Source organism: Pseudomonas benzenivorans (assembly GCF_033547155.1).
In the GTDB taxonomy this organism is placed as follows: Bacteria; Pseudomonadota; Gammaproteobacteria; order Pseudomonadales; family Pseudomonadaceae; genus Aquipseudomonas; species Aquipseudomonas benzenivorans_B.
The window spans coordinates 4,461,339-4,481,725 of sequence record NZ_CP137892.1; the positions used below are offsets into that span (position 1 = coordinate 4,461,339).

Below are 20,387 nucleotides of genomic sequence, written 5' to 3' on the forward strand. Positions count from 1 at the left end.
TCGTGAGCCAGACTACGCCTGCCGTGCGCACCTTCCAAGACCTGATCCTGACCCTGCAGCAGTACTGGGCCGAACAGGGCTGCGTGGTGCTGCAGCCCTACGACATGGAAGTGGGCGCCGGCACCTTCCACACCGCCACCTTCCTGCGCGCCGTCGGCCCGGAATCCTGGAACGCCGCCTACGTGCAGCCCAGTCGCCGCCCCACCGACGGCCGCTACGGCGAGAACCCCAACCGCCTGCAGCACTACTACCAGTTCCAGGTGGTCCTGAAGCCCAACCCGGAGAACTTCCAGGAACTGTACCTGGGTTCGCTCGCAGCCATCGGCATCGACCCGCTGGTGCACGACATCCGCTTCGTCGAGGACAACTGGGAGTCGCCGACCCTCGGCGCCTGGGGCCTGGGTTGGGAAATCTGGCTCAACGGCATGGAAGTCACCCAGTTCACCTACTTCCAGCAGGCCGGCGGCATCGAGTGCTACCCGGTGACCGGCGAGATCACCTACGGCCTGGAGCGCCTGGCCATGTACATCCAGGGCGTCGACTCGGTGTACGACCTGGTGTGGACCGACGGCCCGTTCGGCAAGGTCACCTACGGCGACGTGTTCCACCAGAACGAGGTGGAGCAGTCCACCTACAACTTCGAACACGCCAACGTCGACAAGCTGTTCGAGCTGTTCGACTTCTACGAGAGCGAGGCCAACCGCCTGATCGAGCTGGAGCTGCCGCTGCCGACCTACGAGATGGTGCTCAAGGCCTCGCACACCTTCAACCTGCTCGACGCCCGCCGCGCCATCTCGGTGACCGAACGCCAGCGCTACATCCTGCGCGTGCGCACCCTGGCCCGCGCCGTGGCCCAGAGCTACCTGCAGGCGCGGCGCAAACTCGGCTTCCCCATGGCCACCCCCGAACTGCGTGACGAAGTACTGGCCAAGCTGGAGGCTGCAGAATGAGTGCATTGGATTTCCTCGTCGAACTGGGCACCGAAGAGCTGCCGCCCAAGGCCCTGAAGAGCCTCGGCGAGGCCTTCCTCGCCGGCATCGAGAAGGGCCTCAAGGCCGCCGGCCTCGACTACCGGGCCTGCCGGTTCTATGCCGCGCCGCGCCGTCTGGCCGTGCAGATCGATCAGCTGGCGACCCAGCAGCCCGATCGCAGCCATAACCTCGACGGCCCGCCGCTGCAGGCCGCCTTCAACGCCGCCGGCCAACCGACCCAGGCGGCCCTGGGCTTCGCCAAGAAGTGTGGCGTGGAACTCGCCGAGATCGACCAGAGCGGGCCCAAGCTGCGCTATACCCAGCGCATTCCCGGCCAACCGGCCAGCGCGCTGCTGCCGGCGATCGTCGAGGCCTCGCTGAACGAGCTGCCGATTCCCAAGCGCATGCGCTGGGCGGCCCGCCGCGACGAGTTCGTGCGGCCGACCCAGTGGCTGGTGATGCTGTTCGGCGACGAGGTGATCGACTGCGAGATCCTCGCCCAGAAGGCCGGCCGCGAGTCCCGCGGCCACCGCTTCCACAGCCCGGCCAAGGTGCGCATCAGCAGTGCCGCCACCTACCTGGAAGACCTGCGCAGCGCCTACGTGCTGGCCGACTTCGCCGAGCGCCGCGAGCTGATCGCCCGGCGCGTCGCCGAGCTGGCCGCCGAGCAGCGGGGCAGCGCCATAGTGCCGCCGGCGCTGCTGGATGAGGTCAGCGCCCTGGTCGAATGGCCGGTGCCGCTGGTCTGTTCCTTCGAGGAACGCTTCCTCGCCGTGCCCCAGGAAGCCCTGATCACCACCATGCAGGACAACCAGAAGTACTTCTGCCTGCTGGATGCCGGCGGCAAGCTGCTGCCACGCTTCATCACCGTGGCCAACGTCGAGAGCAAGGACCCGGCGCAGATCGTCGCCGGCAACGAGAAGGTGGTGCGCCCGCGCCTGACCGACGCCGAGTTCTTCTTCAAGCAGGACCAGAAGCAGCCGCTGGAGCACTTCAACGAGCGCCTGGCGAACGTGGTGTTCCAGGCCCAGCTCGGCTCCGTGTTCGAGAAGGCCCAGCGCGTTTCCAAACTCGCCGCCTTCATCGCCGAGCGGGTCGGCGGCGACGCCGAACGCGCGGCGCGCGCCGGCATCCTGTGCAAGTGCGACCTGGCCAGCGAGATGGTCGGCGAGTTCCCGGAGATGCAGGGCATCGCCGGCTACTATTACGCCAAGCACGACGGCGAGGCCGAGGATGTGGCCCTGGCGTTGAACGAGCAGTACATGCCGCGCGGCGCCGGGGCCGAGCTGCCGAGCACCCTGACCGGCGCCGCCGTGGCCCTGGCCGACAAGCTCGACACCCTGGTCGGCATCTTCGGCATCGGCATGCTGCCCACCGGCAGCAAGGACCCCTACGCCCTGCGCCGCGCCGCCCTCGGCGTGCTGCGCATCCTCATCGAGAAGGGCCTGGACCTGGACCTGAACGAGGCCGTGGCCTTCGCCATCGCGCAGTACGGCGACAAGGTCAAGGCCGAGGGCCTGGCCGGCCAGGTGCTGGACTTCGTCTTCGACCGCCTGCGCGCGCGCTACGAGGACGAAGGCGTGGACGTGGCCGTGTACCAGTCGGTGCGCGCCCTCGGCCCCAGCGCGCCGCTGGACTTCGACCAGCGCGTGCAGGCGGTGCAAGCCTTCCGCGCGCGCAGCGAGGCCGAGGCCCTGGCCGCGGCGAACAAGCGGGTGTGGAATCTGCTGAGCAAGTTCGAGGGCAGCGTGCCCGCGCAGGTCGAGCGTGCCCTGCTGCAGGAACCGGCCGAACAGGCCCTGGCCGAGGCCGTGGCCAACGCCGAGCAGGCGGTGCAACCGATGGCGGCGGCACGCTGCTACCGCGAGGCCCTGGAGCACCTGGCCAGCCTGCGCGAGCCGGTGGACAGCTTCTTCGAGGCAGTGCTGGTCAATGCCGACGACGCGGCCGTGCGGGCCAACCGCTACGCGCTGCTGGCGCGTCTGCGCGGCCTGTTCCTCGGCGTCGCCGACATCTCGGTGCTGGGCTGAGACCCGGAGTAGGGAGGATGGGTCGCGCGCCGCTCGCCCCATCTGCGCATTGCCACTGGGTTACGCCGCTAGGCGGCTAACCCATCCTGCGGACCTAGCATGAAACTGCTGATTCTCGACCGCGACGGCGTGATCAATCACGACTCCGACGCCTACATCAAGACCCTGGAGGAGTGGATCCCGATGCCCGGGGCGATCGAGGCCATCGCCCGCCTGTCCAAGGCCGGCTGGACCGTGGCGGTGGCCACCAACCAGTCCGGCCTGGCCCGCGGCTATTACGATGCGGCGACCCTGGAGGCCATGCATGCCCACCTGCGCCAGCTGGTGGCGGAGCAGGGCGGCGAGCTCGGCCTGATCGTGCATTGCCCCCACGGCCCGGACGACGGCTGTGACTGCCGCAAGCCCAAACCCGGTATGCTCCAGGCCATCGCCGAGCATTACGCCGTTTCGCTGGCCGGAGTGTGGTTCGTCGGCGACAGCAGCGGTGACCTCCAGGCTGCCCAAGCCGTCGATTGTCAGCCCGTACTGGTCAAGACCGGCAAGGGCGAACGCACCCTGGCCAAACCCCTGCCAGCGGGCACCCTGGTATTCGAGGACCTGGCGGCCGTCGCCGCTCATCTCCTCCCCTGATAACGCAGGCCGCGGCCTGCCACGGTAAAGGCTCCTATGTCGCCAGTGCAGTCCTCCAGAATCGTTCTCTTCTACCTGCTGCTGTCCCTGAGCGCCTGCTTCTGGTGCATCCTCAGCATGTTCGTGGCGCCCTTCCTGCCGTTCCGCGCCCGCTACCGCTTCGTGGTGCAGACCTGGTGCCGCTGCGCCGTATGGCTGGCCAAGACGATCATTGGCATCCGCTACGAGGTCAAGGGCCTGGAGAACATCCCCCAGCGCCCCTGCGTGATCCTGGCCAAGCACCAGAGCACCTGGGAGACCTTCTTCCTCTCCGCGCTGTTCGAACCCCTCACCCAGGTGCTCAAGCGCGAGCTGCTGTATGTGCCGTTCTTCGGCTGGGCCATCGCCATGCTCAAGCCCATCGCCATCGACCGCAGCAACCCCAAGGCCGCCCTCAAGCAGGTCGCCAGCCAGGGCCACGAGCGCCTGGAGCAGGGCGCCTGGGTGCTGGTGTTCCCCGAGGGCACACGCATTCCCACCGGGCAGATCGGCAAGTTCTCCCGCGGCGGCGCGTCCCTGGCGGTTAACGCCAACCTGCCGGTGCTACCGGTGGCGCACAACGCCGGCGAGTTCTGGCCCAAGGAGGGTTGGGGCAAGACACCTGGCACCGTTCAGGTGGTCATCGGCCCGGCCCTGCACGCCGAGGGCAATGGGCCTCGGGCCATCGCCGAACTGAACGACCGCGCCTTCGCCTGGGTCGCCCAGGCACAGCGGGAAATCGGCGCCCTCGACTCCGGCGTGGTGCCCAGCGAGCCCGTGGAGTCGGCCTGAACCCAGGCTGTGGATAAGCTGTTCATAAAAAATCAAACCAGCCACAGGTAACGACTTAACTCACTGATTTAATAGGCCTTTAGCGCTAGCTCTAATTTGTCGTTTGAGTGAATAAGTTTTTACAGGACACACAAAAGCCGGCCCTTGTGGCCGGCTTTCTTATGCTCGCGAATATCTATCGGGGAGCCCGAATACGCCCCGTCGAAAGGGCAGGCGTGCTCGCATTGAATGACTGGAATAATCGAGATCGGGGATGACCTAGGCTTTCAAGCAGATAACAAAAAACCCGCCGAAGCGGGTTTTTTCCTGACCATTCGACATCCTGTCGGTGCTTCCTAGCGATGGTCAATCATCCTTGATTCCAAGCGAGTCCTTCGCTTAGTGGACGGGTATAGATTAATCGCGGGCAGCGGAGTTCGATATCTCCAAACACCGTCAATCCGTGTAAGCCATTCGCTATACCCAGGCCACGAGTTATACGTCCAGGTTGGACACCGCCAGCGCGTTGGTCTCGATGAAGTCGCGGCGCGGCTCCACCTCGTCGCCCATCAGGGTATTGAAGATCTGGTCCGCGGCAATCGCGTCCTCGATCCGCACCTTGAGCATGCGCCGCACTTCCGGGTCCATGGTGGTTTCCCACAGCTGGTCCGGGTTCATCTCGCCGAGCCCCTTGTAGCGCTGAATGCTGTGGCGCTTGGTGCTCTCGGTCATCAGCCAACCCAGGGCGTCCTTGAAGGTGCTGACCGGCTTCTTACGCTCGCCACGCTGTACGTAGGCCCCGTCCTCCAGCAGGTTGTTGAGCTGTTCGCCCAGGCCGGTGACCGTCTTGTAGTCGTTGCTGGAGAAGAAGTCCCGGTTGAAGGTGATGTAGTTGGAAATGCCGTGGGAGATGAGTTCGACTTCCGGCAGCCACAGGTGACGCTCATGGTCTTCGCGCAGGCTGGTCTTGTACACCAGACCGGACTTCTCCATGGTCTTCAGGCGGGTCTCGAACTGGTGCAACCAGTTCTGCATGGCATCCTTGTCGGCCAGCTGCTCCAGGGTCACCGCCGGCAGGTAGACGAAGTGCTCGGTCAGCTCCTGAGGGTACAGGCGCGACAGGCGCTTGAGGGTCTTCATTACCATGCGGTAGTCGTTGACCAGGCGCTCCAGTGCCTCGCCGGACAAGCCAGGCGCACTCTCGTTGACGTGCAGGCTGGCGTCCTCCAGGGCCGACTGGGTCATGTACTCTTCCATGGCCTCGTCGTCCTTGATGTACTGCTCGTGCTTGCCGCGCTTGACCTTGTACAGCGGCGGTTGAGCGATATAGATGTAGCCACGCTCGACCAGCTCCGGCAGCTGGCGGAAGAAGAAGGTCAGCAGCAGGGTACGGATGTGCGAACCGTCGACATCGGCATCGGTCATGATGATGATGTTGTGGTAACGCAGCTTGTCGATGTTGTATTCCTCGCGGCCGATACCACAGCCGAGGGCGGTGATCAGGGTGCCGACCTCCTGGGAGGAAATCATCTTGTCGAAGCGCGCCTTCTCGACATTGAGGATCTTGCCCTTGAGCGGCAGGATTGCCTGCGTCTTGCGGTTGCGCCCCTGCTTGGCCGAGCCGCCGGCGGAATCACCCTCCACTATGTAGAGTTCGGACAGCGCCGGGTCTTTTTCCTGACAGTCGGCCAGCTTGCCGGGCAGCCCGGCGATGTCCAGGGCGCCCTTGCGCCGGGTCATCTCCCGTGCCTTGCGCGCCGCCTCGCGAGCCCGGGCGGCATCGATCATCTTGCCGACCACGGCCTTGGCTTCGTTGGGGTTCTCCAGCAGGAAGTCGGAGAAATACTTGCCCATCTCCTGTTCGACCGCGGTCTTCACCTCGGAGGAGACCAGCTTGTCCTTGGTCTGCGAGCTGAACTTGGGGTCCGGCACCTTGACCGAGATGATGGCCGTGAGGCCTTCGCGGGCATCGTCGCCGGTGGTGGAGATCTTGTGCTTCTTGGCCAGACCTTCCTGCTCGATATAGGCGTTCAGGTTGCGCGTCAAAGCCGAGCGGAAACCGGCCAGGTGGGTGCCGCCGTCACGCTGCGGGATGTTGTTGGTGAAGCACAGGATGTTCTCGTTGAAGCTGTCGTTCCACTGCAAGGCGACTTCCACCCCGACCCCGTCGTCACGCTGGACGTTGAAGTGGAACACCTGGTTGACCGTGGACTTGTTGATGTTCAGGTACTCGACGAAGGCACGCAGTCCGCCCTCGTACTTGAACAGCTCTTCCTTGCCGCTGCGCTCGTCCTTCAGCAGGATGCCCACCCCGGAGTTGAGGAAAGACAGTTCGCGCAGGCGCTTGGCCAGGATGTCCCAGCTGAAGTGGATGTTGTGGAAGGTCTCTTCCGAGGGGCGGAAGTGGATCTGCGTACCGGTTCCATCGGTGTCACCCACGGCAGCCAGGGGGGCCTGGGGCACGCCGTGGACGTAGGTCTGCTCCCAGATCTTGCCGTTGCGGCGGATGGTCAGGATCAGTTCCTTGGACAGCGCGTTGACCACCGATACACCGACCCCGTGCAGACCGCCGGATACCTTGTAGCTGTTGTCGTCGAACTTACCGCCGGCATGCAGGACGGTCATGATCACTTCGGCGGCGGAGACGCCTTCGTCCTTGTGGATGTCCACCGGGATACCGCGACCGTTGTCGCGCACGCTGATGGATTCGTCCGGGTGAATGGTGATGGTGATTTCGCTGCAATAGCCCGCGAGCGCTTCGTCAATCGAGTTGTCGACCACCTCGAACACCATGTGGTGCAGACCACTGCCATCGTCGGTGTCGCCGATGTACATACCAGGTCGCTTGCGTACGGCATCCAGGCCCTTGAGGACCTTGATGTTATTGGAGTCGTACGTTTGGTTTTCGCTCATGCCTTCACTCCCGGTGGTCGTGGGTCTGGGTGATACCGCCATGTTCCACGTGGAACATGGCAACCGGCGTATCCGTGCGCCAGCCTTCCCGCAACAATTCATGGTCTACACAGGTGATAAACACCTGGCAGTGCAAATCTTCTAATAAACGACACAGTGCGCGACGATGCTGCTCATCCAGCTCCGATGGCAAGTCATCCACCAGATAGATGCACTGGCCGCGCTTGGCCTGATCGACCAAATGCCCCTGGGCAATACGCAGGGCGCAAACAACCAACTTCTGCTGGCCGCGGGACAAGATGTCCGCGGCGTTGTGCGCTCCCAACCTCAACCGGAGATCGGCCCGCTGCGGCCCCGCCTGGGTATGCCCCATCTGCTGGTCTCTGGACAGGGAGGCGGCCAGCACGTCGTTCAACTCACGCTCCTTGTCCCAGCCACGGTAGTAACTGAGGCTCAGCCCCTGCAGCTCGACCAGCTCCTCGAGAGTTCGCTCGAACACCGGTTTCAGGGCTTGGATATAGGCGCGCCGATAACCGTCGATCTCGTCGCTGGCCAGGCACAATTCACGGTCCCAGGCCGCCTGCGAGGCGGCGTCAAGTGTACCATGCCGCAGCCACGAGTTCCGCTGCCGCAGGGCCTTCTGCAGGCGCTGCCAGGCCGGCAGGAAACGAGGTTCCACGTGGAACACACCCCAGTCGAGGAACTGCCGGCGAACCTTGGGCGCACCCTCCAGCAGGCGAAAACTGTCTGGATTGATCAACTGCAGCGGCAAGGCTTCTGCGAGTTGTGCAGCGCTGCGCGCATTCTGGCCGTCGATACGAATCTGCAATTCGCCCTGGCGATCGCGGGATACGCCCAGGTTGCTTAAGCGTCCGTCCGCCTTCAGCACCTGGCCGAATACCGTACAGGCCGGTTGCTCGTACTGGATCAACGGCAGCAGCCGGCTACTGCGGAAGGAACGCGCCAGGCCAAGCAGGTGCACGGCCTCGAGCAAGCTGGTCTTGCCGCTGCCGTTGGCGCCGTGGAGGATGTTGATGCGGGGGGAGGGGGAGAGGGTCACCGGGTGCAGATTACGCACCGCGGTGACGGTGACGCGGCTGAGCGACATGCAGGTTTACAGGCGCATCGGCATTACGACATAGGCGGAATCGTCGTTGTCGGCTTCCTGTACCAGTGCACTGCTGTTGGCGTCGGAAAGAATCAGACGCACCTGCTCGGTGGTCATCACCCCCAGCACATCCAGCAGGTAGCTGACGTTGAAGCCGATTTCCAAGGCGCTGCCGTTGTAGTCCACGGCGATTTCTTCCTCGGCCTCTTCCTGCTCCGGGTTGTTGGCCTGAATCTTCAGCAGGCCGGCGGCCAGTTGCAGGCGGATGCCCCGGTACTTCTCGTTGGACAGGATGGCGGTACGGCTGAAGGCCTCACGCAGCCCCTGACGATCGGCCACCACCAGCTTGTCGCCACCACGCGGCAGCACGCGCTCGTAATCCGGGAACTTGCCGTCGACCAGCTTGGAGGTGAAGGTGAACTCGCCGGTGGTGGCGCGAATATGATTCTGCCCCAGCACCACGCTGACGCTGCCGTCCTGCTCGGTGAGCAGGCGAGCCAACTCCAGAATGCCCTTGCGCGGCACAATGACCTGATGCTTGCCGTCCTGCTGGATGGCCGCCTCCATGGAGCACATGGCCAGGCGATGGCCGTCGGTGGCCACCGCACGCAACACGCCGCTCTGCACTTCCAGCAGCATGCCGTTGAGGTAGTAGCGCACGTCCTGCTGGGCCATGGCGAAGCTGGTACGCTCGATCAGCCGACGCAGCTTGCTCTGCACAAGGTCGAAGGTCAGCGAACCCGGGCCTTCTTCCACCGTCGGAAAATCGTTGGCCGGCAGGGTCGACAGGCTGAAGCGGCTGCGGCCGGCCTTGACCAGGAGCTTCTGCTCGTCGACGCGGATATCGATCAGCGCGTCGCTCGGCAGACTCTTGCAGATGTCCATGAGCTTGCGCGCCGGCACGGTGATCTCGCCGGGTTCGGCGGCATCTTCCAGGGCCACCCGACCGACCAACTCGACTTCCAAGTCGGTGCCGGTCAGCGACAGCTGCTGGCCTTCCACGACCAGCAGCACATTGGACAACACGGGCAAGGTCTGGCGGCGTTCCACGACGCCGGCGACCAGTTGCAGCGGTTTCAACAGGGCTTCGCGTTGAATGGTGAAATGCATGGTCTAGTCCCTTGCCTAGTGGAATAGCGTAGTTAAGTGGTCAGTGTACGCAGCAGATTCTTGTAGTCCTCGCGGATGTCCGCGTCGGATTCCCTAAGTTCAGCAATCTTACGGCATGCATGCAATACCGTGGTGTGATCGCGCCCGCCGAAGGCATCGCCGATCTCCGGCAGACTGTGATTAGTCAGTTCCTTGGACAGCGCCATGGCCACCTGGCGGGGGCGAGCCACGGAACGGGAGCGGCGCTTGGACAGCAGATCGGAAATCTTGATCTTGTAGTACTCGGCGACCGTGCGCTGAATATTGTCGATGCTGACCAGCTTGTCCTGCAGGGCCAGCAGGTCCTTCAGCGACTCGCGGATCAGCTCGATGGTGATGTCGCGGCCCATGAAATGGGAGTGGGCGATCACCCGCTTCAGTGCGCCTTCCAGCTCGCGCACGTTGGAGCGAATGCGCTGGGCGATGAAGAATGCCGCATCGTGGGGCAGATCGATCCTGGCCTGATCGGCCTTCTTCATCAGGATCGCCACCCGGGTTTCCAGCTCGGGCGGCTCCACCGCCACGGTCAGGCCCCAGCCGAAGCGCGACTTCAGGCGCTCTTCCAGCCCCTCGATCTCCTTGGGATAGCGGTCGCTGGTGAGGATCACCTGCTGGCCGCCCTCGAGCAGGGCATTGAAGGTGTGGAAGAACTCCTCCTGGGAGCGCTCCTTCTTGGCGAAGAACTGGATGTCGTCGATCAGCAGCGCATCCACCGAGCGGTAGAAACGCTTGAATTCGTTGATCGCGTTCAGCTGCAGCGCCTTGACCATGTCGGCCACGAAGCGCTCGGAGTGCAGGTAGACCACCTTGGCGTTGGGATTCTTCGCCAGCAGGTGGTTGCCCACCGCGTGCATCAAGTGGGTCTTGCCCAGGCCGACGCCGCCGTAGAGGAACAGCGGGTTGTAGCCGTGCTTGGGGTTGTCGGCGACCTGCCAGGCCGCAGCCCTGGCCAGTTGGTTGGATTTACCCTCGACGAAATTGTCGAAGGTGAAGGTCCGGTTCAGGTAGCTGGTGTGCTTGAGCGCGCCCTCGACCTGCACCGTGCGCTCGGTACGCACCGGTGGCTGGCTCTGAGGCTGAACGGCAGTGCTCTGCGCCATGCTGTCGAAGGTCGCCCGCAACGGCTGCTCGGCGACAGGCGCGGCAGCCATGCTCGGCTGGGGTTGTGGGGCGCTGATGGTGGCCGGGTTGCTCGCAACACTGGCCATGACTCGCGGCGCGGCCGCCCGCTTGCTGCCTATTAATAAGGAAAGGGCGGGAACCAGACCATTGGCCCGTTCGGACAAGAGCTCCAGCAGGCGCCCCAGGTACTTCTCATTGACCCAGTCGAGCACGAAGCGATTGGGCGCGTAGACGCGAAGCTCGTCGCCTTCGGCTTCGACCTGCAGTGGACGGATCCAGGTGTTGAATTGCTGAGCAGGCAGTTCATCGCGCAGAAGCTCCACGCACTGCTGCCAAAGTTCCACGGACACGGATATCCCCTAAGTCGGAAGGCGGTGAGGCAAAAACAGCCGCCATTGTAGCCGCCGAAGGGCGAGTTATCCACATGAAAGCGGGACTACCCCCAAGGAAAATCAACGCCTTATTGGTCATACCGGCCGTTGCGAATGACGCCAGCAACCCTGTGGATAACAGACCTTCAGCCCGCTGGATAAACCGAGGTACAACAGGGTGCATAACGCTGCTGTGGATAACAGGGCATTTCATCCTCAGCTTATCCGCCGCCAACACACAGCTGCAGCACGGTTTTTCGACAGACTTGCTCCAACCCTCCAGGCCAGGCGGAGCGCGGCTCTCGAGAACTTACCCACAGAAACCCACAGGCCTAATCATCATAAACACTACAAAACATCTTTAAATATTCTCTTCTCTATATTCTTTCGATCACCGGAAAGCCTGGTTGGAAATTGACCTGACCCACGGCTTTCTCTACAATCGCCGGTCTCTTAAAACCGGGGCCATTCCGGCCCGTCGACGACCACCCAGGTACCGCATCATGAAACGCACTTTCCAACCCAGCACCATCAAGCGCGCTCGCACCCACGGCTTCCGTGCCCGTATGGCCACCAAGAACGGTCGTGCTGTCCTGTCGCGTCGTCGCGCCAAGGGCCGTAAGCGTCTGACCGTCTAAGCATCCTGTCTTGTGGTGAGTCGAGGCTTCGGCCGGGAAAAGCGTCTGCTGACTCCCCGCCAGTTCAAGGCAGTCTTCGACTCCCCCAGCGGCAAAGCTCCGGGCAGAAATGTCCTGCTGCTCGTGCGCGACAACGAGCTGGATCACCCCCGCTTGGGTCTGGTGATCGGCAAGAAGAGCGTCAAGCTCTCGGTTGAGCGCAATCGCCTGAAACGCCAGATTCGCGAATCGTTCCGCCTCAACCAGGACGTCCTGGCAGGTTGGGACATAGTGGTGGTGGCGCGTAAGGGCTTGGGCGACTTGCAGAACGCCGAACTGGCCCACCAGTTCGGCAAGCTGTGGAAACGCCTGGCGCGCGACAAGCCCGCCCAGCAGGCCACGGCCCAATCCGGGCTGAGCGACAATCCCCATGCGTAAACTGGCTCTGGTTCCAATCCAGTTCTACCGCTATGCCATCAGTCCGCTGATGGCCAGTCACTGTCGTTTCTATCCCAGTTGTTCCTGTTACGCGCAGGAAGCCATCGAATCGCATGGCCTTCTGCGTGGTGGCTGGCTGACCCTGTGTCGGCTCGGTCGCTGCCACCCCTGGAATCCCGGTGGCTACGACCCGGTACCCTCCGCGAAATCCTCCCGATCCTCTTCGATGGCCGAATAATCATGGATATTCAACGCACGATCCTGATCGTCGCCCTGGCAATCGTGTCCTATATGATGGTTCTCCAGTGGAACCAGGACTATGGCCAAGCTGCGCTGCCGACTCAGACCGCCTCAGCCAGTAGCTCCGTACCCGGCTTGCCGGAAACCGCCGTGGCCGGCACCAGTGACGATGTACCGACGGCCGGTGCCGAAACCAGTGCAGCGCCAGTGACCACCGAGGCGGTCAGCGACGAGCTTATCCGGGTCAAGACCGATGTCCTGGACCTGTCTATCGACCCCCGTGGCGGGGACGTGGTGCAACTGCACCTGTCGCAGTACCCACGCCGCCAGGACCGGCCGGACGTGCCCTTCCAGCTGTTCGACAACGGCGGTGAGCGCCTGTATCTGGCGCAGAGCGGTCTGACCGGCGCCAACGGCCCGGACGCACGTGCCAGCGGTCGCCCGCTGTACCGCAGCGCGCAGCGCGAATATCGCCTAGCCGATGATCAGGATCAGCTGGTGGTCGAGCTGGCGTTCAGCGAGGCCGGGATCGACTACATCAAGCGTTTCACCTTCGAACGTGGCCAGTACGACCTCAACGTCAGCTACCGCATCGATAACCAGAGCGCCCAGGCCTGGACCGGCAATCTGTTCGCCCAGCTCAAGCGCGACGACAGCGGCGATCCCTCCTCCAGCACCGCCACCGGCACCGCGACCTACCTGGGGGCCGCGCTCTGGACCCAGGAGAAGCCCTACACCAAGGTGTCCACCGGCGACATGGACGACCAGAACCTGCGCGAAACCGTTCAGGGGGGCTGGATCGCCTGGCTGCAGCACTACTTCGTCACCGCCTGGATTCCGCAGAAGGACAGCAACAACCTGGTACAGACCCGCAAGGACAGCCAGGGCAACTACATCATCGGCTTCACCGGCCCGGCGCTGAACGTGCCGGCCGGCGCCAGCGCCGAAACCAGCGCCATCCTCTATGCCGGCCCCAAGATCCAGGAGAACCTCGAGGCCCTGTCCCCCGGCCTGGATCTGACCGTCGACTACGGCTTCCTCTGGTTCCTCGCCAAGCCGATTTTCTGGCTGCTCGAGCATATCCATGCCCTGCTGGGCAACTGGGGCTGGTCGATCATCGTCCTGACCATCCTCATCAAATTGGCGTTCTTCCCGCTGTCGGGCGCCAGCTACAAGTCGATGGCGCGCATGCGTGCGGTATCGCCGAAGCTGCAGGCGCTGAAGGAACAGTTCGGCGACGATCGCCAGAAGATGTCCCAGGCGATGATGGAGCTGTACAAGAAGGAGAAGATCAACCCGCTGGGCGGCTGCCTGCCGATCCTGGTGCAGATGCCGGTGTTCCTCGCCCTCTACTGGGTGCTGCTGGAAAGCGTGGAAATGCGCCAGGCCCCCTGGCTGCTGTGGATAACCGACCTGTCGATCAAGGATCCGTTCTTCATCCTGCCGATCATCATGGGCGCCACCATGTTCATCCAGCAGCAGCTCAACCCGACGCCGCCGGACCCGATGCAGGCCCGGGTGATGAAGCTGATGCCGATCATCTTCACCTTCTTCTTCCTCTGGTTCCCTGCGGGCCTGGTGCTGTACTGGGTGGTCAACAACGTCCTGTCCATCGCCCAGCAGTGGTACATTACCCGCAAGATCGAAGCCGCGAGCAAGGCCGCAGCCGCCTGACCCGCCCCGGCTTCTGAGCGCTAAACAAGACGCCCCCGCTGTGGGGCGTCTTGCTATCCAGCCATCGGAGCCCAGCATGCAAACTGCCCGTGAAACCATCGCCGCCGTCGCCACCGCCCAGGGCCGTGGCGGGGTCGGCATCGTGCGCGTCTCCGGCCCGCTGGCGGCGACCATCGCCCGCAGCATCTGCCAGCGCGAGCTGCAGCCACGTTACGCCCACTACGGCGCCTTCTATGCACAGCAGGATCAACTGATCGACGAAGGCCTGAGCCTGTACTTCCCCGGCCCCCACTCCTTCACCGGAGAGGACGTGCTCGAACTGCAGGGGCATGGCGGTCCGGTGGTGCTGGACCTGCTGCTGCGCCGCTGTCTGGAGCTCGGCGCCCGCCTGGCCCGTCCCGGCGAGTTCAGCGAGCGGGCCTTCCTCAACGACAAGCTGGACCTGGCCCAGGCCGAAGCCATCGCCGACCTGATCGAAGCCAGCTCCGAACAGGCCGCACGCAATGCCCTCCGGTCCCTGCAGGGCGAATTCTCGCGGCGCATCCACGCCCTCACCGAGCGCCTGATCCAGCTGCGCATCTATGTCGAGGCGGCCATCGACTTTCCCGAAGAGGAGATCGACTTCCTCGCCGACGGCCATGTCCTCGGCCTGCTCGAAGAACTGCGGACAGACTTATCCACAGTGCTGCGCGAGGCCGGCCAGGGCGCCCTGCTGCGCGACGGCATGACCGTGGTCATCGCCGGCCGGCCGAACGCCGGCAAGTCGAGCCTGCTCAATGCCCTGGCCGGGCGCGAGGCGGCCATAGTCACCGAGATCGCCGGCACCACCCGCGACGTGCTGCGCGAACATATCCACATCGACGGCATGCCCCTGCACGTGGTCGACACCGCCGGCCTGCGCGACACCGATGACCAGGTGGAGAGAATCGGCGTAGAGCGCGCCCTGAAAGCCATCGCCGAGGCCGACCGCATCCTCCTGATGGTCGACGCCACGGCCCCCGAGGCCTGCGACCCCTTCGCCCTGTGGCCCGAGTTTCTCCAGCAGCGCCCGGACCCGGCCAGGGTCACCCTGATCCGCAACAAGGCCGACCTGTCCGGCGAGCCGGTGGCCCTCGAAGTCGGCGCCGACGGCCATGTGACCCTCAGCCTGTCGGCCAAGGCGGGCACCGGCCTGGAGCTGCTGCGCGAGCACCTGAAGGCCTGCATGGGCTACGAACAGACCACCGAGAGCGGCTTCAGCGCCCGCCGGCGCCACCTCCAGGCCCTGCGTCAGGCGGCCGCCAGCCTCGAGCACGGTCACGCCCAGCTGACCCTGGCCGGCGCCGGCGAGCTGCTCGCCGAAGACCTGCGCCAAGCCCAGCACGCCCTCGGCGAAATCACCGGCGCCTTCAGTTCCGACGAGCTGCTCGGGCGCATCTTCTCGAGCTTCTGCATCGGCAAATAACGGGCCGGAGTCCGTCCTCCCCGCGCTCATCCCCTTCCTCGAAAGCCCTGCGACGATGCACGCGGGGGCTTTCTCCTGCGTGAAAGGGTCATCCACAGGGGAGATGAGCCCTGTGGAAAACCGCCCCTGAACTCGGTCTATAACCCGGTCGTAAAACTGAGGATAATCGCCCCTGTGCATAACCAAGGCTTTCCTCCACAGGTTAGCAGCAGCTATCCCACCGGCTACCGACCGGAATGGCACAGCCTTATACATCGCTGTAGCCTATTTACTACGGGGCTTGCAGGGATCTATCCACAGAAAAGCGCTGCATAAGTAATAAACATAAAAACAAGGCTTTATAAAAATTCATTCATTTATTCTTTATTAACCGACCTTCCTGCCTTCCCCATCCGGTTGGCTATTTTTTGTTCAAGAGGCTTCATTCGCCTCGGCTAACTGCCTATACTTGCCGGCTTTCCAGCTTTTCGACCCAAAAGCCCCCCAAATTCTCAACAGGCACGAGGTGCGTGGTGGATTTCCCTTCCCGTTTTCAGGTGATCGTCATCGGCGGCGGCCACGCCGGCACCGAGGCAGCCCTCGCGGCCGCGCGCATGGGGGTCAAGACCCTGCTGCTGACCCATAACGTGGAAACCCTCGGGCAGATGAGCTGCAACCCGGCCATCGGCGGGATCGGCAAGAGCCACCTGGTCAAGGAAATCGACGCCCTCGGTGGCGCCATGGCCCAGGCTACCGATCGCGGTGGCATCCAGTTCCGCGTGCTCAACAGCCGCAAGGGCCCGGCCGTACGGGCCACCCGCGCCCAGGCCGACCGCGTGCTGTACAAGGCAGCCGTTCGCGAGACCCTGGAGAACCAGGCCAACCTGTGGATATTCCAGCAGGCGGCGGACGACCTGATCGTCGAGCAGGACGAAGTCAAGGGCGTGGTCACCCAGATGGGCCTGCGCTTCCTCGCCGATGCGGTGGTGCTGACCACCGGCACCTTCCTCGGCGGACTTATCCACATCGGCATGCAGAACTATTCCGGCGGCCGCGCCGGCGACCCGCCCTCGATCGCCCTGGCCCAGCGCCTGCGTGAATTGCCGCTGCGCGTCGGCCGGCTGAAGACCGGCACCCCACCGCGCATCGACGGTCGCTCGGTGGACTTCTCGGTGATGACCGAGCAGCCCGGCGACCGGCCGACGCCGCTGATGTCCTTCCTCGGCAAGGCCGAACAGCAGCCACGACAGATCAGCTGCTGGATCACCCATACCAATGCGCGTACCCACGAGATCATCGCCGCCAACCTGGATCGCTCGCCCATGTACTCCGGGATGATCGAGGGCGTCGGCCCGCGCTACTGTCCGTCCATCGAGGACAAGATCCACCGCTTCGCCGACAAGGACAGCCACCAGGTGTTCATCGAGCCCGAGGGCCTGACCACCCACGAGCTGTACCCCAACGGCATCTCCACCTCGCTGCCCTTCGACGTGCAGCTGCAGGTGGTGCGCTCCATCCGCGGCATGGAGAACGCCCATATCGTCCGCCCGGGCTATGCCATCGAGTACGACTACTTCGATCCGCGGGATCTCAAGTACAGCCTGGAAACCAAGGTCATCGGCGGGCTGTTCTTCGCCGGCCAGATCAACGGCACCACCGGCTACGAGGAGGCCGGCGCCCAGGGCCTGCTGGCCGGCACCAATGCCGCGTTGCGCGCCCAGGGCAGGGACAGCTGGTGTCCGCGGCGCGACGAGGCCTACCTCGGCGTACTGGTCGACGACCTGATCACCCTGGGCACCCAGGAGCCCTACCGCATGTTCACCTCCCGCGCCGAGTACCGGCTGATCCTGCGCGAGGACAACGCCGACCTTCGCCTGACCGAGAAGGGCCGCGAGCTGGGCCTGGTGGACGATGCGCGCTGGGCGGCCTTCGAGGCCAAGCGCGAGGGCATCGCCCAGGAAGAACAACGCCTGAAGAGCACCTGGGTGCGGCCGAACACGCCCCAGGGCGAGGCCGTCGCCGCGCGCTTCGGCACCCCGCTGAGCCACGAGTACAACCTGCTCAGCCTGCTCAGCCGTCCGGAGATCGACTACGCCGGCCTGGTCGAGCTCACCGGTGGCGGCGCCGGGGACCCCCAGGTTGCCGAGCAGGTGGAAATCAAGACCAAGTACGCCGGCTACATCGACCGCCAGCAGGAGGAGATCGCCCGCCTGCGTGCCAGCGAGGACACCCGGCTGCCGGCGGACATCGACTATGCGACCATCTCCGGCCTGTCCAAGGAAATCCAGCACAAGCTCGGCGAGACCAGGCCGCAGACCCTCGGCCAGGCCTCGCGCATTCCCGGCGTCACCCCGGCGGCGATCTCCCTGCTGCTGATCCACCTGAAGAAACGCGGCGCCGGCCGCCAGCTGGAGCACAGCGCCTGATGTCCACGGTTACCCATCGTCATGCCGAGGAACTGGCCCGGGGCGCCCGCGAGTTGGGCGTCGAGCTGTCCGCGGCGCAGCAGGAGCAGCTGCTCGCCTACCTGGCGCTGCTGATCAAGTGGAACAAGGCCTACAACCTCACCGCGGTGCGCGATCCCGACGAGATGGTCTCGCGCCACCTGCTCGACAGCCTGTCCGTGGTGCCCTTCGTCGCCGAGGACGGCGACGACTGGCTGGACGTCGGCAGCGGCGGCGGCATGCCGGGCATCCCCCTGGCCATCCTGTTTCCCCGGCGACGCTTCACCCTGCTCGACTCCAACGGCAAGAAGACCCGCTTCCTCACCCAGGTGAAGCTGGAGCTCAAGCTGACCAACCTGGAAGTTATCCACAGCCGGGTCGAGGCCTTCACCCCCGCACGGCCGTTCGCCGGCATCTGTTCCCGGGCCTTCAGCTCGCTGGAGGACTTCGCCAACTGGACCCGCCACCTGGGTGACGAGCGGACCCGCTGGCTGGCGATGAAGGGCGTGCACCCGGACGACGAACTGCAGGCCCTGCCGGCGGACTTCCGTCTCGCCACCACCGAGGTGCTCAAGGTTCCCGGTTGCCAAGGTCAACGCCATCTGCTGATACTGCGTCGCTCGGTCTAGGGGGAAGGGCAGATGGCTAAGGTATTCGCAATCGCTAACCAGAAAGGCGGGGTGGGCAAGACCACCACCTGCATCAACCTGGCGGCCTCGCTGGTGGCGACCAAGCGTCGCGTGCTGCTGATCGACCTCGATCCCCAGGGCAACGCCACCATGGGCAGCGGTGTGGATAAGCACGCCCTGGAGCATTCGATCTACGACGTGCTGATCGGCGAATGCAACCTGGTCGAGGCCATGCAGTTTTCCGAGCATGGCGGTTACCAGTTGCTGCCGGCCAACCGCGACCTGACCGCGGCAGAAGTCGCCCTGCTGGAAATGCAGATGAAGGAGAGCCGCCTGCGCAATGCCCTGGCGCCCATCCGCGAGAACTACGACTACATCCTCATCGACTGCCCGCCCGCGCTGTCCATGCTGACCATCAACGCCCTGGTCGCCGCCGACGGGGTGATCATTCCGATGCAGTGCGAGTACTACGCCCTCGAGGGCCTCAGCGATCTGATCAACAGCATCCAGCGCATCGGTCAGATGCTCAATCCGAACCTGAAGATCGAGGGGCTGCTGCGTACCATGTACGATCCGCGCATCAGCCTGACCAACGATGTCTCGGCGCAGCTCAAGGAGCATTTCGCCGAGCAGCTCTATCAAACCGTGATCCCGCGCAACGTGCGCCTGGCCGAAGCGCCGAGCTTCGGCATGCCGGCGCTGGTCTATGACAAGCAATCCCGTGGTGCCATCGCCTATCTGGCCTTGGCCGGCGAACTGGTTCGCCGCCAGCGCGCCAGCGCCCACACTGCTACCGCATAAGGAATTCCGCATGGCCGCCAAGAAACGAGGGCTGGGACGAGGCCTGGACGCCCTGCTGGGGGGAACCAGTGTCACCGCCTTGCAGGAGGAAGCCGTCCAGGCCGACCGCCAGGAACTGCAGCATCTGCAGCTGGAACTGATCCAGCGCGGCAAGTACCAACCGCGCCGGGACATGGACCCGACCGCACTGGAGGAGCTGGCCCAGTCGATCAAGGCCCAGGGCGTGATGCAACCGATCGTGGTGCGCCCGATCGATGGCGGCCGTTACGAGATCGTCGCCGGCGAACGCCGCTGGCGCGCCTGCCACCAGGCCGGCCTGGAGCGGATTCCGGCCATGGTCCGCGAGCTACCGGACGAAGCCGCCATCGCCATGGCGCTGATCGAGAACATCCAGCGCGAAGACCTCAACCCGATCGAGGAAGCCGTGGCCCTGCAGCGCCTGCAGCAGGAATTCCAGCTGACCCAGCAGCAGGTCGCCGAGGCGGTCGGCAAGTCCAGGGCGACCATCACCAACCTGCTGCGTCTGATCGGCCTGCCGGAGGAGATCAAGACCCTGCTCGCCCATGGCGACCTGGAGATGGGCCATGCCCGCGCCCTGCTCGGCCTGCCGGCCGAGCAGCAGGTCGAAGGGGCGCGACATGTTGTCGCACGCGGGCTGACCGTGCGCCAAACCGAGGCACTGGTGCGGCAGTGGCTCAACGCCAAGGAGAAACCTGTCGAGAAGGTCAAGCCTGATCCCGATATCAGTCGCCTCGAACAGCGCCTGGCTGAGCGGTTGGGCTCCCCGGTACAGATCAAGCACGGGCAGAAGGGCAAGGGGCAACTGGTCATCCGTTACAGTTCGCTGGATGAACTGCAAGGCGTGTTGGCGCACATTCGTTGAAACATCTGCGTGGGCAATGACCGCTCGGAATTCGCTGCCGAAGGTTGAATGGGGGTGGAAGCGCCCCTATACTCTGCGCGCATTTCGTCGGCACAAAGTATGCCAAGTCATTGATTTTTTTGGCGCCGACACCAGCGGCCGTTTCCAGGGTTGAC

17 protein-coding genes are annotated in these 20,387 nt (G+C 64.2%); 13 read left to right on the top strand and 4 right to left on the bottom strand.

Features of this window, described 5'->3' with window-relative positions; genetic code table 11:
• The first annotated feature begins 2 nt into the window (after positions 1 to 2).
• The 4 genes from glyQ to SBP02_RS20655 all read left to right on the top strand — a co-directional run bounded on the left by glyQ (position 3) and on the right by SBP02_RS20655 (position 4,441).
• Complete coding sequence (gene glyQ / locus SBP02_RS20640; protein ID WP_318644269.1) at positions 3 to 950, top strand: glycine--tRNA ligase subunit alpha; 948 nt, start codon at positions 3 to 5, stop codon at positions 948 to 950.
• Positions 947 to 3,001, top strand: coding sequence for a glycine--tRNA ligase subunit beta (glyS, locus tag SBP02_RS20645; protein ID WP_318644270.1), 2,055 nt, complete (start codon positions 947 to 949; stop codon positions 2,999 to 3,001). Before glyQ ends, glyS begins: the two co-directional genes overlap by 4 nt.
• 99 nt (positions 3,002 to 3,100) lie before the next feature.
• A complete protein-coding gene (gene gmhB / locus SBP02_RS20650) occupies positions 3,101 to 3,631 on the top strand; it encodes a D-glycero-beta-D-manno-heptose 1,7-bisphosphate 7-phosphatase (RefSeq protein WP_318644271.1) in 531 nt (176 codons plus the stop codon).
• Positions 3,632 to 3,667: 36 nt separating this feature from the next.
• On the top strand, positions 3,668 to 4,441 hold the full coding sequence (locus SBP02_RS20655; protein WP_318644272.1) for a lysophospholipid acyltransferase family protein: 774 nt from the start codon (positions 3,668 to 3,670) through the stop codon (positions 4,439 to 4,441).
• Positions 4,442 to 4,915: 474 nt separating this feature from the next.
• On the opposite strand, the gene gyrB is transcribed toward SBP02_RS20655, so the two are convergent.
• From gyrB to dnaA, 4 genes are read right to left on the bottom strand one after another with little or no spacing between them, the layout of a single operon-like run.
• Positions 4,916 to 7,333 (bottom strand): DNA topoisomerase (ATP-hydrolyzing) subunit B, encoded by a 2,418-nt coding sequence (gene gyrB, locus SBP02_RS20660; RefSeq protein ID WP_318644273.1) that lies wholly within the window; start codon positions 7,331 to 7,333, stop codon positions 4,916 to 4,918.
• A 4-nt stretch (positions 7,334 to 7,337) separates the two neighbouring features.
• Positions 7,338 to 8,441, bottom strand: coding sequence for a DNA replication/repair protein RecF (gene recF, locus SBP02_RS20665; protein ID WP_318644274.1), 1,104 nt, complete (start codon positions 8,439 to 8,441; stop codon positions 7,338 to 7,340).
• A gap of 6 nt (positions 8,442 to 8,447) precedes the next feature.
• Entirely contained in the window at positions 8,448 to 9,551 is a 1,104-nt protein-coding gene (dnaN, locus tag SBP02_RS20670; protein WP_318644275.1) for a DNA polymerase III subunit beta, read from the bottom strand.
• 32 nt (positions 9,552 to 9,583) lie between these two features.
• Complete coding sequence (gene dnaA / locus SBP02_RS20675; RefSeq protein ID WP_318644276.1) at positions 9,584 to 11,062, bottom strand: chromosomal replication initiator protein DnaA; 1,479 nt, start codon at positions 11,060 to 11,062, stop codon at positions 9,584 to 9,586.
• A gap of 524 nt (positions 11,063 to 11,586) precedes the next feature.
• Between dnaA and rpmH the strand changes: the two genes are divergently transcribed.
• The 9 genes from rpmH to SBP02_RS20720 all read left to right on the top strand — a co-directional run bounded on the left by rpmH (position 11,587) and on the right by SBP02_RS20720 (position 20,232).
• The gene (gene rpmH / locus SBP02_RS20680) at positions 11,587 to 11,721 is read left to right on the top strand and encodes a 50S ribosomal protein L34 (RefSeq protein WP_003246698.1); all 135 of its coding nucleotides are present in this window, start codon (positions 11,587 to 11,589) and stop codon (positions 11,719 to 11,721) included.
• A gap of 15 nt (positions 11,722 to 11,736) precedes the next feature.
• Positions 11,737 to 12,138 carry a ribonuclease P protein component gene (gene rnpA, locus SBP02_RS20685; protein WP_318644277.1) on the top strand — a complete coding sequence of 134 codons (402 nt, stop codon included), beginning with the start codon at positions 11,737 to 11,739 and terminating at the stop codon, positions 12,136 to 12,138.
• The gene (yidD, locus tag SBP02_RS20690) at positions 12,131 to 12,376 is read left to right on the top strand and encodes a membrane protein insertion efficiency factor YidD (protein ID WP_318644278.1); all 246 of its coding nucleotides are present in this window, start codon (positions 12,131 to 12,133) and stop codon (positions 12,374 to 12,376) included. The genes rnpA and yidD overlap by 8 nt, the downstream gene beginning before the upstream one ends.
• 2 nt (positions 12,377 to 12,378) lie before the next feature.
• Complete coding sequence (gene yidC / locus SBP02_RS20695) at positions 12,379 to 14,052, top strand: membrane protein insertase YidC (protein WP_318644279.1); 1,674 nt, start codon at positions 12,379 to 12,381, stop codon at positions 14,050 to 14,052.
• A 76-nt stretch (positions 14,053 to 14,128) separates the two neighbouring features.
• Positions 14,129 to 15,496 (top strand): tRNA uridine-5-carboxymethylaminomethyl(34) synthesis GTPase MnmE, encoded by a 1,368-nt coding sequence (gene mnmE / locus SBP02_RS20700; protein WP_318644280.1) that lies wholly within the window; start codon positions 14,129 to 14,131, stop codon positions 15,494 to 15,496.
• A gap of 512 nt (positions 15,497 to 16,008) precedes the next feature.
• On the top strand, positions 16,009 to 17,901 hold the full coding sequence (gene mnmG / locus SBP02_RS20705) for a tRNA uridine-5-carboxymethylaminomethyl(34) synthesis enzyme MnmG (protein ID WP_318644281.1): 1,893 nt from the start codon (positions 16,009 to 16,011) through the stop codon (positions 17,899 to 17,901).
• Complete coding sequence (gene rsmG / locus SBP02_RS20710; protein ID WP_318644282.1) at positions 17,901 to 18,548, top strand: 16S rRNA (guanine(527)-N(7))-methyltransferase RsmG; 648 nt, start codon at positions 17,901 to 17,903, stop codon at positions 18,546 to 18,548. Before mnmG ends, rsmG begins: the two co-directional genes overlap by 1 nt.
• A gap of 12 nt (positions 18,549 to 18,560) precedes the next feature.
• On the top strand, positions 18,561 to 19,349 hold the full coding sequence (locus SBP02_RS20715) for a ParA family protein (RefSeq protein ID WP_318644283.1): 789 nt from the start codon (positions 18,561 to 18,563) through the stop codon (positions 19,347 to 19,349).
• Between the two features lie 10 nt (positions 19,350 to 19,359).
• Positions 19,360 to 20,232, top strand: a complete 873-nt coding sequence (locus SBP02_RS20720) for a ParB/RepB/Spo0J family partition protein (protein ID WP_318644284.1) — start codon at positions 19,360 to 19,362, stop codon at positions 20,230 to 20,232.
• Positions 20,233 to 20,387: the final 155 nt, after the last annotated feature.